This is a genomic window from Brevibacterium sp. LAARM2_SD2 (genome assembly GCF_057364785.1).
In genome coordinates this window covers 20,735-37,542 of sequence record NZ_JBNFOM010000012.1, presented here as the reverse complement: position 1 = coordinate 37,542, position 16,808 = coordinate 20,735, and the positions used below count along the sequence as shown (strand labels likewise).

16 protein-coding genes and 1 pseudogene are annotated in these 16,808 nt (G+C 61.6%); 16 read left to right on the top strand and 1 reads right to left on the bottom strand.

The features are described from left to right. The first annotated feature begins 61 nt into the window (after positions 1 to 61). The 16 genes from AC2W7K_RS09395 (at position 62) to AC2W7K_RS09320 (ending at position 15,617) form a co-directional block, all read left to right on the top strand. Complete coding sequence (locus AC2W7K_RS09395) at positions 62 to 1,801, top strand: ABC transporter substrate-binding protein (protein ID WP_486006057.1); 1,740 nt, start codon at positions 62 to 64, stop codon at positions 1,799 to 1,801. 7 nt (positions 1,802 to 1,808) lie between these two features. Continuing rightward, the gene (locus tag AC2W7K_RS09390; RefSeq protein ID WP_486006056.1) at positions 1,809 to 2,618 is read left to right on the top strand and encodes an ABC transporter permease; all 810 of its coding nucleotides are present in this window, start codon (positions 1,809 to 1,811) and stop codon (positions 2,616 to 2,618) included. Beyond that, entirely contained in the window at positions 2,615 to 2,755 is a 141-nt protein-coding gene (locus AC2W7K_RS09385; RefSeq protein ID WP_486006055.1) for a hypothetical protein, read from the top strand. Before AC2W7K_RS09390 ends, AC2W7K_RS09385 begins: the two co-directional genes overlap by 4 nt. Continuing rightward, positions 2,752 to 3,747 (top strand): ABC transporter permease, encoded by a 996-nt coding sequence (locus AC2W7K_RS09380; RefSeq protein ID WP_486006054.1) that lies wholly within the window; start codon positions 2,752 to 2,754, stop codon positions 3,745 to 3,747. Before AC2W7K_RS09385 ends, AC2W7K_RS09380 begins: the two co-directional genes overlap by 4 nt. Then, positions 3,744 to 4,601 carry an ABC transporter ATP-binding protein gene (locus AC2W7K_RS09375; protein WP_486006053.1) on the top strand — a complete coding sequence of 286 codons (858 nt, stop codon included), beginning with the start codon at positions 3,744 to 3,746 and terminating at the stop codon, positions 4,599 to 4,601. The genes AC2W7K_RS09380 and AC2W7K_RS09375 overlap by 4 nt, the downstream gene beginning before the upstream one ends. Continuing rightward, entirely contained in the window at positions 4,598 to 5,389 is a 792-nt protein-coding gene (locus AC2W7K_RS09370) for an ATP-binding cassette domain-containing protein (RefSeq protein ID WP_486006052.1), read from the top strand. Before AC2W7K_RS09375 ends, AC2W7K_RS09370 begins: the two co-directional genes overlap by 4 nt. Before the next feature lie 21 nt (positions 5,390 to 5,410). After that, the gene (locus AC2W7K_RS09365) at positions 5,411 to 6,820 is read left to right on the top strand and encodes a S10 family peptidase (protein ID WP_486006051.1); all 1,410 of its coding nucleotides are present in this window, start codon (positions 5,411 to 5,413) and stop codon (positions 6,818 to 6,820) included. Between the two features lie 188 nt (positions 6,821 to 7,008). After that, the gene (locus AC2W7K_RS09360; RefSeq protein WP_486006050.1) at positions 7,009 to 8,712 is read left to right on the top strand and encodes a DUF885 domain-containing protein; all 1,704 of its coding nucleotides are present in this window, start codon (positions 7,009 to 7,011) and stop codon (positions 8,710 to 8,712) included. Positions 8,713 to 8,872: 160 nt separating this feature from the next. Next, a complete protein-coding gene (locus tag AC2W7K_RS09355; RefSeq protein WP_486006049.1) occupies positions 8,873 to 9,223 on the top strand; it encodes an ankyrin repeat domain-containing protein in 351 nt (116 codons plus the stop codon). 58 nt (positions 9,224 to 9,281) lie between these two features. After that, entirely contained in the window at positions 9,282 to 9,929 is a 648-nt protein-coding gene (locus AC2W7K_RS09350; protein WP_486006048.1) for a hypothetical protein, read from the top strand. Positions 9,930 to 10,261: 332 nt separating this feature from the next. Beyond that, complete coding sequence (locus AC2W7K_RS09345) at positions 10,262 to 11,065, top strand: hypothetical protein (RefSeq protein ID WP_486006047.1); 804 nt, start codon at positions 10,262 to 10,264, stop codon at positions 11,063 to 11,065. Positions 11,066 to 11,117: 52 nt separating this feature from the next. Next, entirely contained in the window at positions 11,118 to 11,828 is a 711-nt protein-coding gene (locus tag AC2W7K_RS09340) for a hypothetical protein (RefSeq protein WP_486006046.1), read from the top strand. A 191-nt stretch (positions 11,829 to 12,019) separates the two neighbouring features. Beyond that, positions 12,020 to 12,718: a hypothetical protein gene (locus AC2W7K_RS09335; protein ID WP_486006045.1), complete on the top strand. Its 699-nt coding sequence runs from the start codon at positions 12,020 to 12,022 to the stop codon at positions 12,716 to 12,718. 84 nt (positions 12,719 to 12,802) lie between these two features. After that, entirely contained in the window at positions 12,803 to 13,441 is a 639-nt protein-coding gene (locus AC2W7K_RS09330) for a DUF6308 family protein (RefSeq protein ID WP_486006044.1), read from the top strand. A 95-nt stretch (positions 13,442 to 13,536) separates the two neighbouring features. Next, positions 13,537 to 13,959 carry a hypothetical protein gene (locus AC2W7K_RS09325; protein ID WP_486006043.1) on the top strand — a complete coding sequence of 141 codons (423 nt, stop codon included), beginning with the start codon at positions 13,537 to 13,539 and terminating at the stop codon, positions 13,957 to 13,959. Positions 13,960 to 14,156: 197 nt separating this feature from the next. Next, a complete protein-coding gene (locus AC2W7K_RS09320) occupies positions 14,157 to 15,617 on the top strand; it encodes a TIR domain-containing protein (RefSeq protein WP_486006042.1) in 1,461 nt (486 codons plus the stop codon). Between the two features lie 173 nt (positions 15,618 to 15,790). Here AC2W7K_RS09320 and AC2W7K_RS09315 read toward each other — a convergent pair. Further along, a pseudogene (locus AC2W7K_RS09315) lies at positions 15,791 to 16,102 on the bottom strand (IS1634 family transposase); the annotation flags it as partial. Between the last annotated feature and the right edge of the window lie 706 nt (positions 16,103 to 16,808).

Genomic DNA, 16,808 nt, shown 5'->3' with positions numbered 1-16,808 from the left:
TCTGCCCCATCATCCGGATCAAGCCCCTGTGCCACGACAGTACAGTCGAAGGAGACGACGAGTGAAGAACCGAGCTGTGGCGATCGCCGCACTGGCGGCGACCACGCTGTTCGCCAGTGCCTGCGCCACCGGCAGCACCGGAACCGACAGCACATCGCAGGCGATCATCGATGAGCAGACCGGATTCGCGACTACCACCGGACAGCCTCAGAGAGGCGGGGTCGTCGAGGTCCTCGGAGGCGTCGACTTCTCCTACCTCGACCCGGCGATGGGCAACGACGGCAACGTCCTCAACCTCTACAACCTCCTCTACCGCACGCTCACCCAGTACCAGTACGACCCGGAGACCGGGGAGGTCGAGCTCGTCGGCGATCTGGCCGAGGACACGGGCACGCCGAACGAGGATGCGACCGAATGGACCTTCACCCTCAAAGAGGGCGTGACGTTCGAGGACGGAACCCCGATCACCGCCGAGGATGTGAAGTTCGGCTTCGAACGCTCCTTCGATCCGTCCCTGGCCATCGGACTCGTATACCTGCAGAACTACGTCAAGGGCGCCTCCGACTACGCCGGGGTGTTCCAGGACCCCGCCGGCCTCGACTCGATCCGGGTCATCGACGACCGGACGATCACCATCGAGACGAATGAGCCGATGGCGGACTTCCCCGACGTCGTCGCCACGGCACCGGCGACACCGTTCCCCAAGGACCAGGTCACCTCCGTCGATCAGATCCAGAACGATCCGATCTCCTCCGGACCCTACGTCGTCGAGGCCTACGAACCCGGCGAGACGCTGACACTGGCGCGCAACGAGAACTGGAACCCTGAGACCGACGACATCCGCCCGGCCTATCCCGACGCCTACGAGTTCACCCTCAGCCTCGACCAGAACACCATCGACCAGCGGCTGATGTCCGGCCTGGGAGCCGACTCCAACGCCGTCTCCGCGGCGACCAACCCCGCCGGGGCGGCCAGTCTCGCGCGGATCATCGGCGAGCCGAACCTGTCCGCGCGGACCGTGCAGAACATCCCGGCGTGCAACTACTACATGGTGATGAACACGAGCAAGGAGCCGTTCGACGACCTGCAGGTCCGGCAGGCGATCAACTGGGCCGTCGACAAGTCGAGTGTCGTCAACGCCAGCGGCGGACCGAACCTCGCGAACGTCTCGCCCAACCTGTCGCTGCCGAACATGCCGGACTTCAGCGACGCCGATCCCTACGGCACACCCGAGGACCGGGGCGATCCGGAGCGGGCCGCGCAGATGCTCGAGGACGCCGGGGTCGAGAACCTCGAACTCACCATGGACGTGAGGTCATCGCCGATGGGCCAGGCCCAGGCCGAAGCCCTGCAGCAGTCGCTGCGGAAGGCCGGCATCGACGTCACCCTCAACGTCATCGACCAGGCCACCTACTACGAGGTCATCACCACCCCGAGCCAGCAGAACGAGCTGACGATCGCCGGATGGTGCACGACCGGATGGTTCTCCGGTGAGACGGTCGCGCCGCTCTTCGACGGCGACCGCATCGCCGAGACCGGCAACGCCAACATGTCGCAGCTCGACGACCCCGCACTCAACGAGGCGATCGACGAGGCGGCGGTCATCCCCGACATCGACGAGAAGAACGCCGCCTACGCCGCGATCAGCGAGCGCGTGCTCGAACTCGCCCCCGTCGTCCCGCTCGTCCGACCCCAGCCCCTGCAGCTCGTGGGCACCAACGTCGGCGGTGCCTTCGCCAGCCCGCCGCGGACCGGGTCGATCGACTACGCGCAGCTGGGTCTGCTCGACCCGGAAGGATGATCGCGCCGTGACCACATCGCCATCGACCACCGCACAGGAGTTCGGGCAGCCCGGCCCGGGGGAGACGTTCTCCCCGGAGCGCCAGGCGCTGCGCCGGATCCTCCGCCGCCCATCGGTCATCCTCTCCCTCGGCTTCCTCGGCATCATCGTCGTGCTCGCCGTCTTCGCGCCGTTCATCACGCAGCTCTCCGGCTACAGCCCGTTCGAATACGACGAGTCCGCGGTCGATCCGGCGCTCGGCGGGGTCCCGCGCGGACCGTTCGGGGGCATCAGCGCTGACCATTGGTTCGGGGTCGAACCCCAGACGGGGCGCGACATCTTCGCCCGGATCGCCTACGGGGCCCGGATCTCGATGCTCATCGGCATCGGCGCGGCAGCGATCACGATCCTCATCGGCGTCGTCATGGGTGTCCTCGCCGGCTTCCTCGGGGGCATCGTCGATGCCGTCATCTCCCGCCTCATGGACTTCCTCATGGCGTTTCCCGCCCTGATCTTCATGATCGCGATCCTCTCGGCGCTGCCGCAGGGCAACCGTCCGCTGCTGCTCGTCATCGTGCTCAGCCTGTTCTCGTGGCCGGGCACCGCGCGAGTCATCCGCGGACAGACACTGGCGCTGAAGAACCGGGAGTTCATCGAGGCGGCGAAGACGTCCGGGGCCGGCTGGGCGCCCCTGGTGTTCCGGGAGGTCCTGCCCAACCTGTCGGGCACGATCATCGTCATGGCGACCCTGGCCGTGCCGATGTTCATGCCACCGAGGCGGGACTGTCCTTCCTCGGTGTCGGGGTCACTCCGCCCGACCCGTCGTGGGGGCAGATGATCTCCGCCGCGGTGCCGTGGTACTCGACGGCCCCGATGTTCTTCGTCATCCCCGGCATGTTCCTCTTCCTCACCGTGCTCTCCTTCACGGTGCTCGGTGACAACCTTCAGAAGATTTGGGCGGGTGGCCTGCGATGATCTCCTACATAGCCAAGCGACTGGTGGCGGCCGTGATCGTCATGCTCTGCGTCGTCTTCTTCACGTTCCTCATCTTCTTCCAGCTCTCGCCGGATCCGGCCGCGAGCATCTGCGGCCAGACCTGCACCCCGGACCGGATCGAGGCGATCCGCAACCAGCTCGGCCTCAACGAACCGTTCCTGACCCAGTTCCTCACGTTCCTCGCCGGGCTCGTCGTCGGCCGCGACTACGGCACCGGCGCCTCCGTCATCCACTGCGATGCCCCGTGCATCGGCTACTCCTTCCAGTCCAACCAGGATGTGCTGCAGGGGATCCTCGACCGTCTGCCGGTCTCGGTGACCGTCGCCGCCGGTGCGGCCGTCCTGTGGCTGCTCACCGGTGTCGCCGCCGGAGTGATCAGCGCGGTCAAGGAGGGCACGTGGTGGGACAAAGGCGCGATGGTGCTCGCCCTGGCCGGCCTGTCGCTGCCGAGCTACTTCGTCGCCCTCGTCCTCCAATACCTCCTCGTCGTCGAGCTCCAGTGGCTGCCGTTCCCCTCGGTCGTGCCGTTCACCGAGAACCCCGTCCAGTGGTTCCAGGCCTACCTCATGCCGTGGATGGTGCTCGCCCTGATGTACGCGGCGATGTATGCGCGGCTGACGCGCACCAACGTCATCGACACCCTCGGTGAGAACTTCATGCGCACCGCCCGGGCCAAGGGCCTGCGGCCTGCGACCGTGCTCACCCGCCACGGCCTGCGTCCGTCGCTCACCCCGATCGTCACCCTCCTCGGGGTCGACTTCGCGACCCTGCTCGGCGGCTCGCTCATCATCGAGACCGTCTTCGGTCTCAACGGCGTCGGTCGGTACGCCTACGACGCCCTGGCCGTCAACGACCAGCCGGTGATCATGGGCGTGACGCTGCTCGCCGCCTTCGCGGTGATCATCGCCAACCTCGTCGTCGATCTGCTGTACCGGGTCCTCGACCCCCGAGTGAGAGTGAGTGCCGCATGACCGCCCTGCCCCCTGCCGCTGATCCGGACGGCCCGGTGCTGTCGGTGACCGACCTACGCATCGACTTCCCGCTCGGCACCGTCGTCGACGGGTCCTCGTTCACGATCGAGCGCGGGCAGACGATGGGACTCGTCGGCGAGTCCGGATCGGGCAAGTCGATGACGTCGCTGGCGATCATGGGACTCCTGCCGAAGGAGGCGACCACCTCGGGGTCGGTGCGCTTCCGCGGTGACGAGCTGCTCGACCGGTCGGAGGCGTCCCTGCGCCGCCTCCGCGGGGATCGGATCGCGATGATCTTCCAGGATCCGCTGTCCTCCCTCAACCCCTATTACACGGTCGGCTTCCAGATCGCCGAGGCGTACCGGACCCACAAGGGCGGGTCGAAGGCGGCAGCGATGGTCAAGGCCGCCGAGGCGATGGACCGGGTGAGCATCCCTGACGCGGGCAACCGCGTCAGCCACTACCCCCATCAGTTCTCCGGGGGGATGCGTCAGCGGGTGATGATCGCGATGGCGCTCGTGTGCGAACCCGAGCTCATCATCGCCGACGAACCGACGACGGCCCTCGACGTGACCGTGCAGGCGCAGATCCTCGATCTCCTCGCCGAGGTGCAGGAGACGACCCGTGCCGCGATGCTCTTCATCACCCACGACCTCGCCGTCGTCAGTCAGATCGCCGATCACGTGACCGTCATGCGCGCCGGCGTCACCGTCGAACAGGGCACCGCCGCCGAGGTCTTCGCCGCACCGTCCCATGAGTACACGCGCGCGCTGCTCGCAGCGACCCCGCGCCTCGACGACGCCATCGACCTGCCCGAGCCGATCCTCACCGGCGCAGAGAGGACTCAGACATGACCCCGACGACCACCCCGCTGCTCGCGGCGACGAATCTGCGCAAGGAGTTCCGCACCGGACGCCGGCAGAAAGTCACCGCCGTCGATGATGTCTCATTCCGCGTCCACCGGCGCGAGACCCTCGGCATCGTCGGCGAGTCCGGCTCCGGCAAGTCGACGACCGCCCGAATGATCGCCCGGCTCATCGACCCCACCTCGGGGACAATGGAGTTCGACGGAGTCGAGGTCACCGACCGCTCGGGGGCAGCGCTGCGGGACTTCCGCAGCGGAGTCCAAGTGGTGTTCCAGGACCCCTACTCCTCGCTCAATCCGCGCCACACCGTCGAGGAGTTGATCTCCGCACCCCTGCGCTACCAGAAGCGCCGCGTCGCCGGCGGCTACCGGCAGCTCGTCAGGGCCGCCATGGAGCGCGTCGGACTCAACCCGGACCACGCCCGTCGCTACCCCAGGCAGTTCTCCGGGGGACAGGCACAGCGCATCGGCATCGCCCGGGCCCTCGTCGTCGACCCGAAGCTCGTCATCTGCGACGAGGCGGTCTCGGCCCTCGACGTCTCGGTCCAGGCACAGGTGCTCGACCTCCTCGCCGACCTGCAGAGAGAACGGGACCTCTCCTACATCTTCATCGCCCACGATCTCGCCGTCGTCCGGCAGATCGCCCACCAGGTCGCGGTGATGAAGGCCGGTCGCATCGTCGAACAGGGCGCCCGGGACCAGATCTTCGACGCACCCCAGCACGACTACACGAAGGCACTGCTCGCCGCCGTGCCCACGATCTCACGCACCCACTGACCGCCTCGGCGAAAGGACATGATGACGGATACACCCACGCAGACCCAGCCCGCGGATGCCGCACCTAAGAGGACGGACCCGGTCGATGACTTCGTCGTCACCGACCATGAGCTCGCCCTGCCGACCGGGACACTGAAGTACCGGGCGCAGACGGGACGGATGGTCATCGGCGCCGAGGTCGTCGAGGACGGAGTCTTCGAAGGCCTCAAACCCAAGGCGCAGATCTTCCTCACCTCCTACACCGCGGTCGCCGACGACGGCGGTCAGGATGCTGACCGCCCGGTGATCTTCGTCTTCAACGGCGGGCCCGGATCCTCCTCGGCGTGGCTGCACATCGGCCTCTTCGGCCCCCGCCGCGTCGTGACCAACGACATCGGCGACCGCACCCCGCCGCCCTACGGGCTCGTCGACAACCTCGAGACGACCCTCGCCTACGCCGATCTCGTCTTCATCGACCCCGTGACCACCGGCTATTCGCGGACCGCGGAGGGGGAGAAGCCGGCGGACTTCCACAGCTTCACCGGTGACCGGGACGTCGTCGGCGAGGTGATCCGACTGTGGCTGAGCCGGAACAACCGGTGGATCTCACCGAAGTTCCTCGCCGGCGAATCGTACGGGACGACGCGGGCGGCGGCCCTGGCCGGCCATCTCGCCACCCGCCACGGCATCGCGCTCAACGGGATCATCCTCATCTCGGCCGTCCTCGACTTCGGCACGCTGATCTTCAACGAGGGCAATGAGGCGCCCTACGCTCACTTCCTGCCGACCTTCGCCGCCGCAGCGCACTACCACGGCAAACATCCTGGCCGCAGCGTCGAGGACGTCGTCGCCGAGGCCACCGAGTTCGCCTACGGGGACTACAGTCGCGCCCTCGAGCGGGGCCACCGCCTTGGCGAGACGGAACGCGCAGAGGTCGGGCGGCGGCTGGCCGCACTCATCGGCGTAAGCGAGGACTTCGTGCGGCTCGCTGACCTGCGGATCGACGATGTCACGTTCTTCGCGGAGCTCCTCCGCGATGAGCACCTGCGGGTCGGGCGCCTCGATGCGCGGTTCACCGCGCATCCGGGGAAGGTCTCGGCGGGGACGCTCGGTGACGATCCGGCCTACCCGATCATCCAGTACCCCTACACCGTGGGCATCAACCAGCTGCTCCGTGCCGAGCTCGGGTACGAGACCGACCTGACCTATGAGGTGCTCACCGGTCGCGTCCATCCCTGGTCGTTCAAGGAGTTCGAGAACGCGCTCGTCAACACCGCGGAGGATCTGGCGTCGGCCATGCGGATGAACCCGGATCTCAAGGTGCATGTCGGCTTCGGGTACCACGATGCCGCGACGCCGTTCGCCGCTTCGGAGCATGTGCTCGCTCATCTGCGGATCTCCGCGGAGGGCCACGATCAGATCGTGCGGCGCTACTACCCGGCCGGCACATGATGTACGTCAATCAGCAGGTGCGCGTCGATCAGCTTGCCGACATCGAGGATTTCGTGGCGTGGGCCGCCCTCGGTGGGCAGAAGCCGGAGTCGAATCAGCCGGTGTGACGGTGTGTCCCGTCGACCGTGCGCTGGGCAGGGTTCTAAGCGGGGTCGACGGGAGCGGGCCGGATGCGCGAGGACAGTGGAATGAGAAGGGAGTGGACCGGCGTGAGTGAGTCGGCAGCGGAGAGGACAGCAGAGGGTGCTGTTCTCGCGGAGATCATCGAGGCGGAGTGGTCGTGGCGGGAGGCGGAGTTCGGTCCGCTCACGCATATGGCCACGGTCGTCGACTTCCTGCCCGACGTCGGTGAGGAGGCGCAGCGGCGTCGGCAGGAGAGGTGGGAGGAGACCGTCGTCGCCCTCGAGGCGATCGATGTCGCGCAGCTCTCCGCCGGGGAAACGGTCGACTTCCTCGTCTACCGCCAGCAGGTCGAGGCGCTCGTCGAGGCGCAGCGGCATCGGATGTGGGAGCGTCCGGCGACGGCGGATTCGGCGTTCTGGCGCAACCTCGCCTTCGTCGGCTATCGGCTCGTTCTTGAGGACGCCGAGGCGGCACGGGACTATCTGAGCATGCTGCGGGACATTCCGCGGCACTTCGCCCAGCAGATCGAGAATATGCGGGCGGGTGTCGCCCGGGGCTTCGGTCCGGCGCGGGTGAGCATGGTCGGGCGGGAGGAACCGGTCAGGGCCGTCGCCGAGGCGGCTGATATCACCGAGCTCGCGTTCTTCGGGCCGTTCGATCGGCTGCCGTCGGTGATGCCGGTCGACGTTCGCGACGGTCTGCGGGAGGAAGCGGTCCGGGTGCTCGGCGCCGAGGTGGTGCCGGCTTATCGGGAGCTGCTGGCGTTTCTCACCGAGGAGTATCTGCCGCATCTGCCGGAGTCGATCGCGGCCGCCGATCAGCCCGGGGGTCTCGAGTTCTATCGGTCGCAGATCAGGGAGTATGCGACGACGGATCTCACTCCGGAGGAGATCTTCGACCTCGGGCAGTCCGAGGTGAGGAAGATCCGTGCGGAGATGGAGGAGATCGCGGCCGAGGTCGGGTATGCCGGTGATCTGCCGGGACTGTTCGAGCAGATGCGCACCGATCCGCAGTTCTATGCGACGACTCCGCGGCAGCTGCTCGCCGAGGCGGCCTATACGTGCAAGGCCTTCGACCGGGTCGTGCACCGGTACTTCGGGCGTCTGCCCCGGCAGCGTTTCGCGATCATGGAGACGCCGAGCGAGATCGCGCCGTTCGACACGTTCGGTCGGGGAGCACCGGACCGGTACTTGGTCAACACGTACAACCTGCCTGCGCGGCCGCTCTATTCGCTGCCGGCGCTCACGCTCCACGAATCGGCACCGGGGCATTCGTTCCAGCTGTCGCTGGCCGAGGAGCTCGATCTTCCGGAGTTCCGCAAGCTCTACATCTCTGCGTTCGGGGAGGGGTGGGGGCTCTACTGTGAGCGTCTCGGCGATGAGATGGGGATGTACGAAACGCCGTATGAGCGCCTCGGGATGCTGTCGTTCCAGATGTGGCGGGCGGTGCGCCTCGTCGTCGACCCCGGCATGCATGCGCTGGGGTGGAGTCGCGAACAGGCGCAGGACTTCCTGCGGGCCAACACGGCGATCGCCGAGCACGAGATCGTCACCGAGATCGACCGCTACATCTCGTGGCCCGGACAGGCCACCGCCTACTATCTGGGGCAGCTGACGATCGAGAAGTTGCGCGCCGAGGCCGAGGACGCGCTGGGGGAGTCGTTCTCCATCCGGGACTTCCACGACTTCGTCCTCAGCCTGGGCAGCGTGCCGCTCACAGTGCTCGAGGACCAGGTGCGCGGGTGGGTTGCGGACAGGTCGGCGGGGTAGGGCGACCGGCCCCGGAGTTCAAGCTCTTCATGTGCGCCGGGGCATGGGAGCTGTTGGATGGCGGAGTCATTGCCGCATTAGTCCTGGCTCCGGCATTGAGGCACCGGATAGCCTGGGACAGTCGGGTGCAGCTGCACCGCACGGCGGATGAAGGAGAGCCATGGCGAAGAAGCTCGTGACCTTGCCGAAGGACTTCCGCGAGTTCGGGGAACCGTACACGCTCAATGAGCTGCAGGAGATCTTCGACCGACGGTCAGTCGATGCCCGTGGTGGGTATGACAAGCAGACGGCGCTCGCCTTCAGCACCGTGGACGTTGACGGCGTGCGCTGGCTGCTGGATCAGGGAGCCGATATCGAGGCAGAAAGCCGCTTCGGGAATTCGCCGCTGGTCACACGCGCTCGAGCCGGGGACGTCGAGGTCGTCCGTGAACTGGTGGAACGGGGTGCCGATCCGATCCGCTCAGGAAGCAAGCACACCCCGTTGGCCGCAGCGCGAGAAACACCGCCTTGACATCGTCAGACTTCTCCTCGACGCCGGCGCAAGTTCGGCGTTAGACGAAGAGGACAGCATGGGGTGGACCGCCCTCGACCTTGCGGCCATTCGCTGCGAAGCCTTCAAGGTCGAACAGGGTCTGCCGGTGGTCGAGCTCCTCGTCGACCGCGGAGGAGAACTGAGCGAGGACGCGCGCCCCTACCTGTCGAAAGCGATGAAGGAACTTCGCCGCTTCGAAGCTGCCGGCAACGCGCGGTCTGAGACTGTTGATGCGATGATCGGGCTACTAGAAATGTTCGACATCGAGCAGCCCTCGCGCCCGCGCTCGCTCGCCGGGGGTGAGCGGATCACTGTGACAGCGATCGGGTGGAAGAAGCAGTTCTCGGAGCTCTGGGACATGCTTGTGCCGGGGAACGGTCCAGCCGAGAGCGTGCAGGGCGAAGTCATTCGCATCGCGGGTCGCGTCGGCTACGAGTTGCTCAACAACGGCGGAGCGAACTGGGACGACGACTTTGACGCCATGGTGGAGGCGTACGCGCAATATGTGCGCACCGGTGTGCCGCTGAAAGGGCAGGCTCTGCGGGATGCGGACTGGGCGATCAAAGAGGTCAGCGGCGGTCGATGCGACCCGGCGGCCGTCGACGTGCTCACTGAAACAGCAGTGTCATGGGTGCTCCAGAACCCGGAGCGGACTGAGCTGAGCATGCCTGGCTACGCGCGGTGAGACGTGGTGAGTGTGGAAATGCAGTAGTCCTAGTTGATTGATGACGGTGAGCTTGCCGTGGTGTCTCGCCACGATCTGGACCGCGGATGCCCCGGACATGATGGGACTATTTTTCAGTCGTCGGCTCGTTCACTCATATTGGGGACTCGACTAATCCCCAACTTTCTATCTTGCTGCCTGCTGACCTGCAATAACGCCGACGAGCTCCTGGCTATCTACCTCAATGAAGCACGTCAGGTTCGCCCCGAAGAAGATCCATGTGTCATGGGCGGACGTTAGCCTCAAGTTGACACACCCGAGTACCCGGATGTCAGCGTGATGAGGGAGCCGATATGCGCGCGGATGGCAGTGACTATTTTTTCGAGCTTTCGAGACTCAGTCACGCGCTCAAAGAGGTGGACGATCGACTCGCCGCGATGGAACGAGAGGAACCAGAAAGTGGTTGCTGCAGCGTTCATACCTGGGGAACCGATGACAATGTGGAGTCGTCTAACCCGGCAAGCTCGAGCGTGAACCCCTCAGAGGGCGATTTGATCCGCACTTCGATGAAAACGTTTCGCGATTCACTGGTGTCGAACTTCCGAGACATCTATTTCAAATACGCGAACAGTGAGTTCGAGAGGTTGCGTGAAATCCACGAAGATTCTCCGCTTGGTAGTTTAGCTGAACAGTGCGCGTTTGCCGTAACTTCGCTTCTTGATTCGATCGCCAGGCAGTATGAAGAACAAGTGGAAATCAAGAACTCAACAGTGCAGCGGCTTCTGGAATTCTCGGACGAACTCAGCTTTCCAGTCCAGGCTAATGCGGGTCACCAGCCTCAAACCGGCATAGGTGCAGTTCTACTTTCTGAGGGGCCTGACAAACCGAACAACGGCATTCGTGTGGGCGACCGAGAGATCAAAGCTGCTGATGAGAAGGTGATCAACACGGAGTTCATCACGAGGATTGCCCAGGAATCGAAGGAACTCGTCGAAGAAATGTCTTTGTCTCGAAGTGCGCACGCTATGGAGCGGGAGATCTTTTCAATCGACGAAGACCAAGAATATTTGTATCAAGAGTCGATTCGGCCTTACACAGTCAACTCTGACGAGAGTCCTGATGGAGACATGACTAATGACTGCACGCCGGATAGTTGAATAGTTATGCCAATCCGTCGGAATTTGTGTAAGAACGAGGAGGGGTGAACCTATGGCTGAGAAGTCGTTGTTTGATAGAGCTGATAGGTTGAGAACCTACATTAAACGGCTGAAGTCCGAAGAGCGCTTGTTGGCCGCCCAGATGCCTGCCTTGCGGCAGATGGACCTCGAAGATGTTCACGTATGCGGTGGTACTTGCTCGAGTGCCCACGCTGAGGCTGCCGGGCAGGAGCGTCTGAACGAACTCAGATATCTGGTGTGGGAAACAGCAGTCGAGTTGGAATCTGTCTTTCTCGAACTTGCAGAAGGGGAGGTCGAGCGCCTTGCGACGTTCGCCGAGTCGACTCCCGCGGGCGACCTCGGCACTACGTGTTCGGCAGCTGGAAACGCGATCATTGCCCGGTTCGCCGACGCCCACGGGGGGCTCATGAATAAGAACAACAACGTAGCGCACCTGTTGACGCACTTCTCAAATCAGCTGGAACTCAATGATCTGCGTGAGGCAACACCGTTCTCGTCAGACAGCGGAAATGTGACCGTGCTGCGAGACGAAACGCAAACCGGAGTTTACGGAGTGCGGGTCAACGACCGAGAAGTGCGATTCGTCGACATCGACAAGGGCATGGACACCTTCCGAACGACAGTGATCGCAGCGATCGAGGAGTGGCAAAAGAAGCGACTCGCACGGGTCGAACGCCGAGCAGAACTCAGAGCACTGATGGAGCGTCCGCCATCGGCGACGAGGGACACGGCTCATCCTTAGAGCGCGCGCATTGTTCCTGCCGGTCCAAGCATTCCTCTCGTTGTATGCGAGAAGCGGTTCGACGTGTGTCGATCAGGGCTTCAGACGAGAACTTCCGTTCCGCTGAGGAATCTCGTGTCAGGACCGCGGTCTAGGGTCGTGATCGAACAGCTGGCGAAGCGAGTGCGATGCCATCGACGATCGGAGGATCAGTGAACGTAGACAGGGTGCGCCTGGTGGCATCAAATCTCCACCGAGAGCTCATGGACGATGCACGCGCGCTCGACGAATTGGAGCACCTCAGATCTGTTCGTGACGCGGTAGAGCGCATGTCCCCCGCAATTTCAACAGTCGCTGACGACCTTGATGCCGTTGAGCTCGACCTCACAGATCTCGAACAGAGAGAGAACTACTTCCGTCGGTCGATGCAGTACAAACGCGAGCGACTCGTTCCCGTCTTTCACCAATTGGCGGACCACTACTTCGACGTCCTGGAAGCGGACGCGGGAACTCCTATTGAGAAGGGCTTCATTGATGCGTTGGACGCGCTCACCCAGCTCTACATGCGACGAGCGTTCGAGCGCGCAGTTCGATCCAACGAGCTCGTAACTGAGCTTCTGACCATCTCCGAAGGGTTGCCTGCGAACGACACAGAGCAGGACGCGTTACCATATCCTGCCGAAGCGACACGGATCGGCCCCAATCACAACGGCAAATACACCGGAATCAAGGTCCGAAAGCGCGAAGCTCACCTGTCTGATATTGAGAAGGACCTCCCGTTGATGTTGATTGCTGCTCAGGAAGCCATTGCAAGAGCTGGCACTCGTATACTCAGTGACCTCGTCGACGGTGAGCAAATGGTTTCCGAGGTAACTCTTGACCCAACTCCATACTTCCTTCCCAGCGAGTGACAGCACGCAGCGAGTCACATCATCGGTAGAGTATCGATTGGCCACGACGGTAGTATTCGACAATGATCATGACAGGTGGACGGAATGGGAATCCTCGACGCGGTGCACGGAATCACCGAAGCTGAAGCTGCAGATCTGCTCAGGGAATACTACGCAGAAGATTCTTACACCGGGGCGCATTTCGAGTCGATCGGTGCCGAACCGGGAAAAGAGAACGTCATCACCGCAGCAGACTTGTATTCAGTCTCGACCCTGAGTGTCAACGTCCCGGCGAAGGCTGGAATCGCCATCCTTGGACAAGAGGCAGTGGCGTTCACCGGATTGCTCGACCAGATCCCGAACGTAGGCATTGGATCTCTCTCCGAAGCACAGTTCGAGCGGCATTTGGGGCCTGAGTCGAAGGCACTGGAGTTGTGGGACCTGCTTCGACGCAATCTGCCAGGTCAACGCCGGTGGGGAGTCGGGCCGACGACAACCAGCAAGATCATGGCTCGTAAACGACCGGCGCTCATTCCGATCGAGGATTCAGTAGTGAAACGCGTAATCGGACTGGAGCGAGGCGACTCGTGGCGGTTGTGGTGGGAGGCGTTCAACGCTGAAGGCGATTACCTCGAGGAACGCGCGACCCTGCTGCGGACTGAGATCGGTCGGCCGGACCTGTCGACTCTCCGTGTGTTCGACGTGATGCTGTGGATGTGGGGTAAAGCTAACCCGGCGGCCTGAGCCGGCGATCTCTCGATATAGAGAGAGGTCCGCCTTTCGGAAAGCGGGAAACCCGTCACCAATAGCCTGACTTGCGGCTCAACCTGCATACCCTGGTGACGCAGAACGGGAAGGACCTGCTCCGGCAGGTCGGGGGTCTGGGCATCGACCGGCAGGAGATCACCCTCTACTTCGCGGCGACGCTGCCGCAGATGGCGGAGCTGCCGGCACAGGTCGCCCGCATCGCCGGACACCTGCAGGACGGCACTCTGGATGTCGGCACGAGCGGGTTGAACATCTCGATGATCAAGAACCTGCTCAAGTCCACGGTCGAGCAGTTCATCCAGGTGATCGTCTCGACGGCGCTCATCCTCGGCGGAGTGATCCTCATGGCCGCCGATTTCGGACCCCAGTTGGCGCCGGAGCTCAATCTCTTCACGTACTTCGGGGCGTGGGTGCTTCTGGCCGGCAGTGCGCTCGCGGCGCTGGTGCTGGCGCCGGCGCTGAGGCAGCGGATGGCGTGGGACTCGGTGGGGTAGACAACTTAGATAGTCACGAATACCTCCTATCTGTTATAGTCAGAGCGAACTGCAGATAGACTTTTAGTTTTCGAGGCGTAAACACTGTGGAGGACCTTGAGCAATGAACTATAAACTTGGTCAAGTATTTAATGAAGCAGGCCTCCCGGAGGTTACTTACGTTCCGCCGGCGGAGGCCCAGCAATTGAAGGGTTCCCTTGCCACTCAAGGAAAAACACGTAACGTTAGTCGGGCCATCTGGTAGCGGAAAGTCGACGGTTGCCAACCGAACACTGGCGTCCCTCGGTATGGGGGCAGCTCGAGTACATGCGTTTAGCGGCCGTAGCTACGTTCATGCCTCCAGCATTCTCGAAGTTTTCGGGAACGAGTTTGATGTTGGGCCGACAGCCGAAGAGATAGAACCATGGCTCAAGCTTTACGAGATTGTGATGATCGACGATGTTCATCACCTATCATTAGCTGCTCGAACAGAGTTGGCTAGATACCTGAAGCTTTGGCACGAGCAAGGAATTCGCCTGTTCATGATAGGCATCGCAAAGACCAGCGAGGCGATACTCGGTCAAGACTCCGAACTCGCAATTCGAAACGACTCGTGGCACATTGGCAAGCAGTCCAATGAATTTATGCAAAAGCTAATTTCAAAAGGCGAAGAGGCATTGAATGTCAAATTCGACACAAAAAGCAAAGATTTGGCAATAACGGCGGCACAAGGATCCCCTTCAATCTTCCAGGCAATATGCAGAATCACGTGCGTCCAGGCGGACGTACTTGAAACTGTCCCTGGTGAAACAGTCTCTCTGGACGTAAATTTACCATTAATTCGGTCTTCAGTCGTTCAACAATACGATGCTCGTTACCTAAACAAAATTGTTAGTCTTGCGCGAGGTCGAAGACAAGCTAGATCGGTGCATGACACGTACTATTCTATTGTCGAGCAAGTCGCTAAAAGCGGCAAAGACCAGATTTCAAGGGATGAACTTTATCATAAGATAATTGGCAGTGAGGATGCTCGCCAGAAAAGCCGTCAACGTAATTCATTTTACCGCGCGCTGAAGGCGTTGCCGACGGTAATCGAGGAAAACTCGTTGTCGGATATCCTACTGTATGAGAATGGGACGCTGACAATTGATGATCCAGTTTTTAGATTCTATCTTGATCATCTGGATTTCTCGCGAGTGCGTTCACAGGTGAACATCAGGCGACTCGGTTACGAATTTGATGTGGCAGTCTCGTTTGCTGGTACTGATCGAGCGGTGGTAGCTGATCTAGTCAGTGTTTTTGAAGAACGAGGATTAGAAGTCTTTTACGACTTTGATCAGCAAGCTACTTTATGGGGAAAAGACTTACGGACCGAGTTGGCAAAAGTATACAGTCAGGATGCTCAATTCATGATCGTCTGCTTGTCTCCAGATTACCCTGAACGAGACTGGGCTGCGTTCGAGTTCGAAATTGGTAAATCCGCTGCCGCGAAGCGAACCGAAGATTATTTGTTACCGTTAATAGTGGGGGACCGGCGACCTGATATCGTTGGATTGCCGAAGACGGTTGGCCATATTGACCTTTCGCATCGCAGTTTGAGTGAAGTTGCAGATCTGCTTCAGGAAAAGATTCTCAATTTGCCGGCTGTGCTTCCTGAAGTAGTCAATGGAAGTAAATGATATAACTGGTTTTCTTGAATCAGCGTTTGTATTTCGGATGGCCGTTCTCGAGACGCGTGTAGTCGAGAGTGCAGATTTCTGAACGCTGACTGCAACGTGTCAATAAGCGGATAGACGTTCAAACATGTCGGCGTGGTCAAGTGGCTCTCGGCGATCAAGGGTGTAGTCGTCTCCTAGGTTCCACAACTTAGGTGCCCCGCAAACCGGTCGGACAGTAGCTCACCCGCGATTTCTTTCACTTCCCCGTTGACCTCGGGTTTGAAAGCGGTGTCCTTTTTACCGACCCGTCCAGTGAACTTCCGTAACTGCCGCAGAATAGTGACCATCTTCTTCAACGACGCTCCAGTCGCGACTTGCGTGAACTTCGACACGGCCAACGTTGCGAACGTAGTCGTCAATTGTGCCTCAATAGCATCCCTGGTGTGGTGGAAGATCGGCCTTGCTCGCGGGTCTGTCTTCGACATGCGAACAGACTGCTCGGCATGCTACAAGCCGTGGTAAGTGTAGGACACAACCCGACAGATCCGGCGAAAGCGGGACATAAGCGATCTTTGCACACTGAGGGACACGGCATTCCGATCAGTTGTATCTTGGGCGGGCCAACCGACACGACTCAATGTTGTTGGAACCGACTCTGACATGGCTCAAACGAGTCGGGTTCCGACTGCCCAATCACATCCGGCTTGACCTCGATGCCAGATACGACTCACGTGCGACTCGGCACCTACTGGGCCGTCTGTGGTGTGAATGGAAGATCTCGCTGAAGGGAGCAATCATCGCGATTAATCGCACGAGGCGTTGAAAGCTCGAGCGGGCGAATGCGTGGCACACGCAGGCGTTTGGTCTGATGCGAGTTGTACTGGAGGGACAGGAGACTGTTCAGGAGGCGTGGGTGCGGTTGGCGAATGCGATCATCGTCGACAAACGGTTGTTGATGGAGTTATGGATCCGATACCGGTGGGATTCGAAGCCTGTCAAGCAGTATGTCTGGTGATGACTCTTCATCTGCGCAACCTCTAAGTTGACAGGCGTCCCCTCGAGCCCGGCGGTTTTAGACCGGTCCTATATTCTCAATTACCATGAGCCGTGTTACGTGTACTTGGCGAGGCCTATTGGCCAATATTGATGGGTGGAAATTTTATTCATTGACGCGCTTAGAGTTTTTACAAGAATGCCTTGCGATAACCGTTT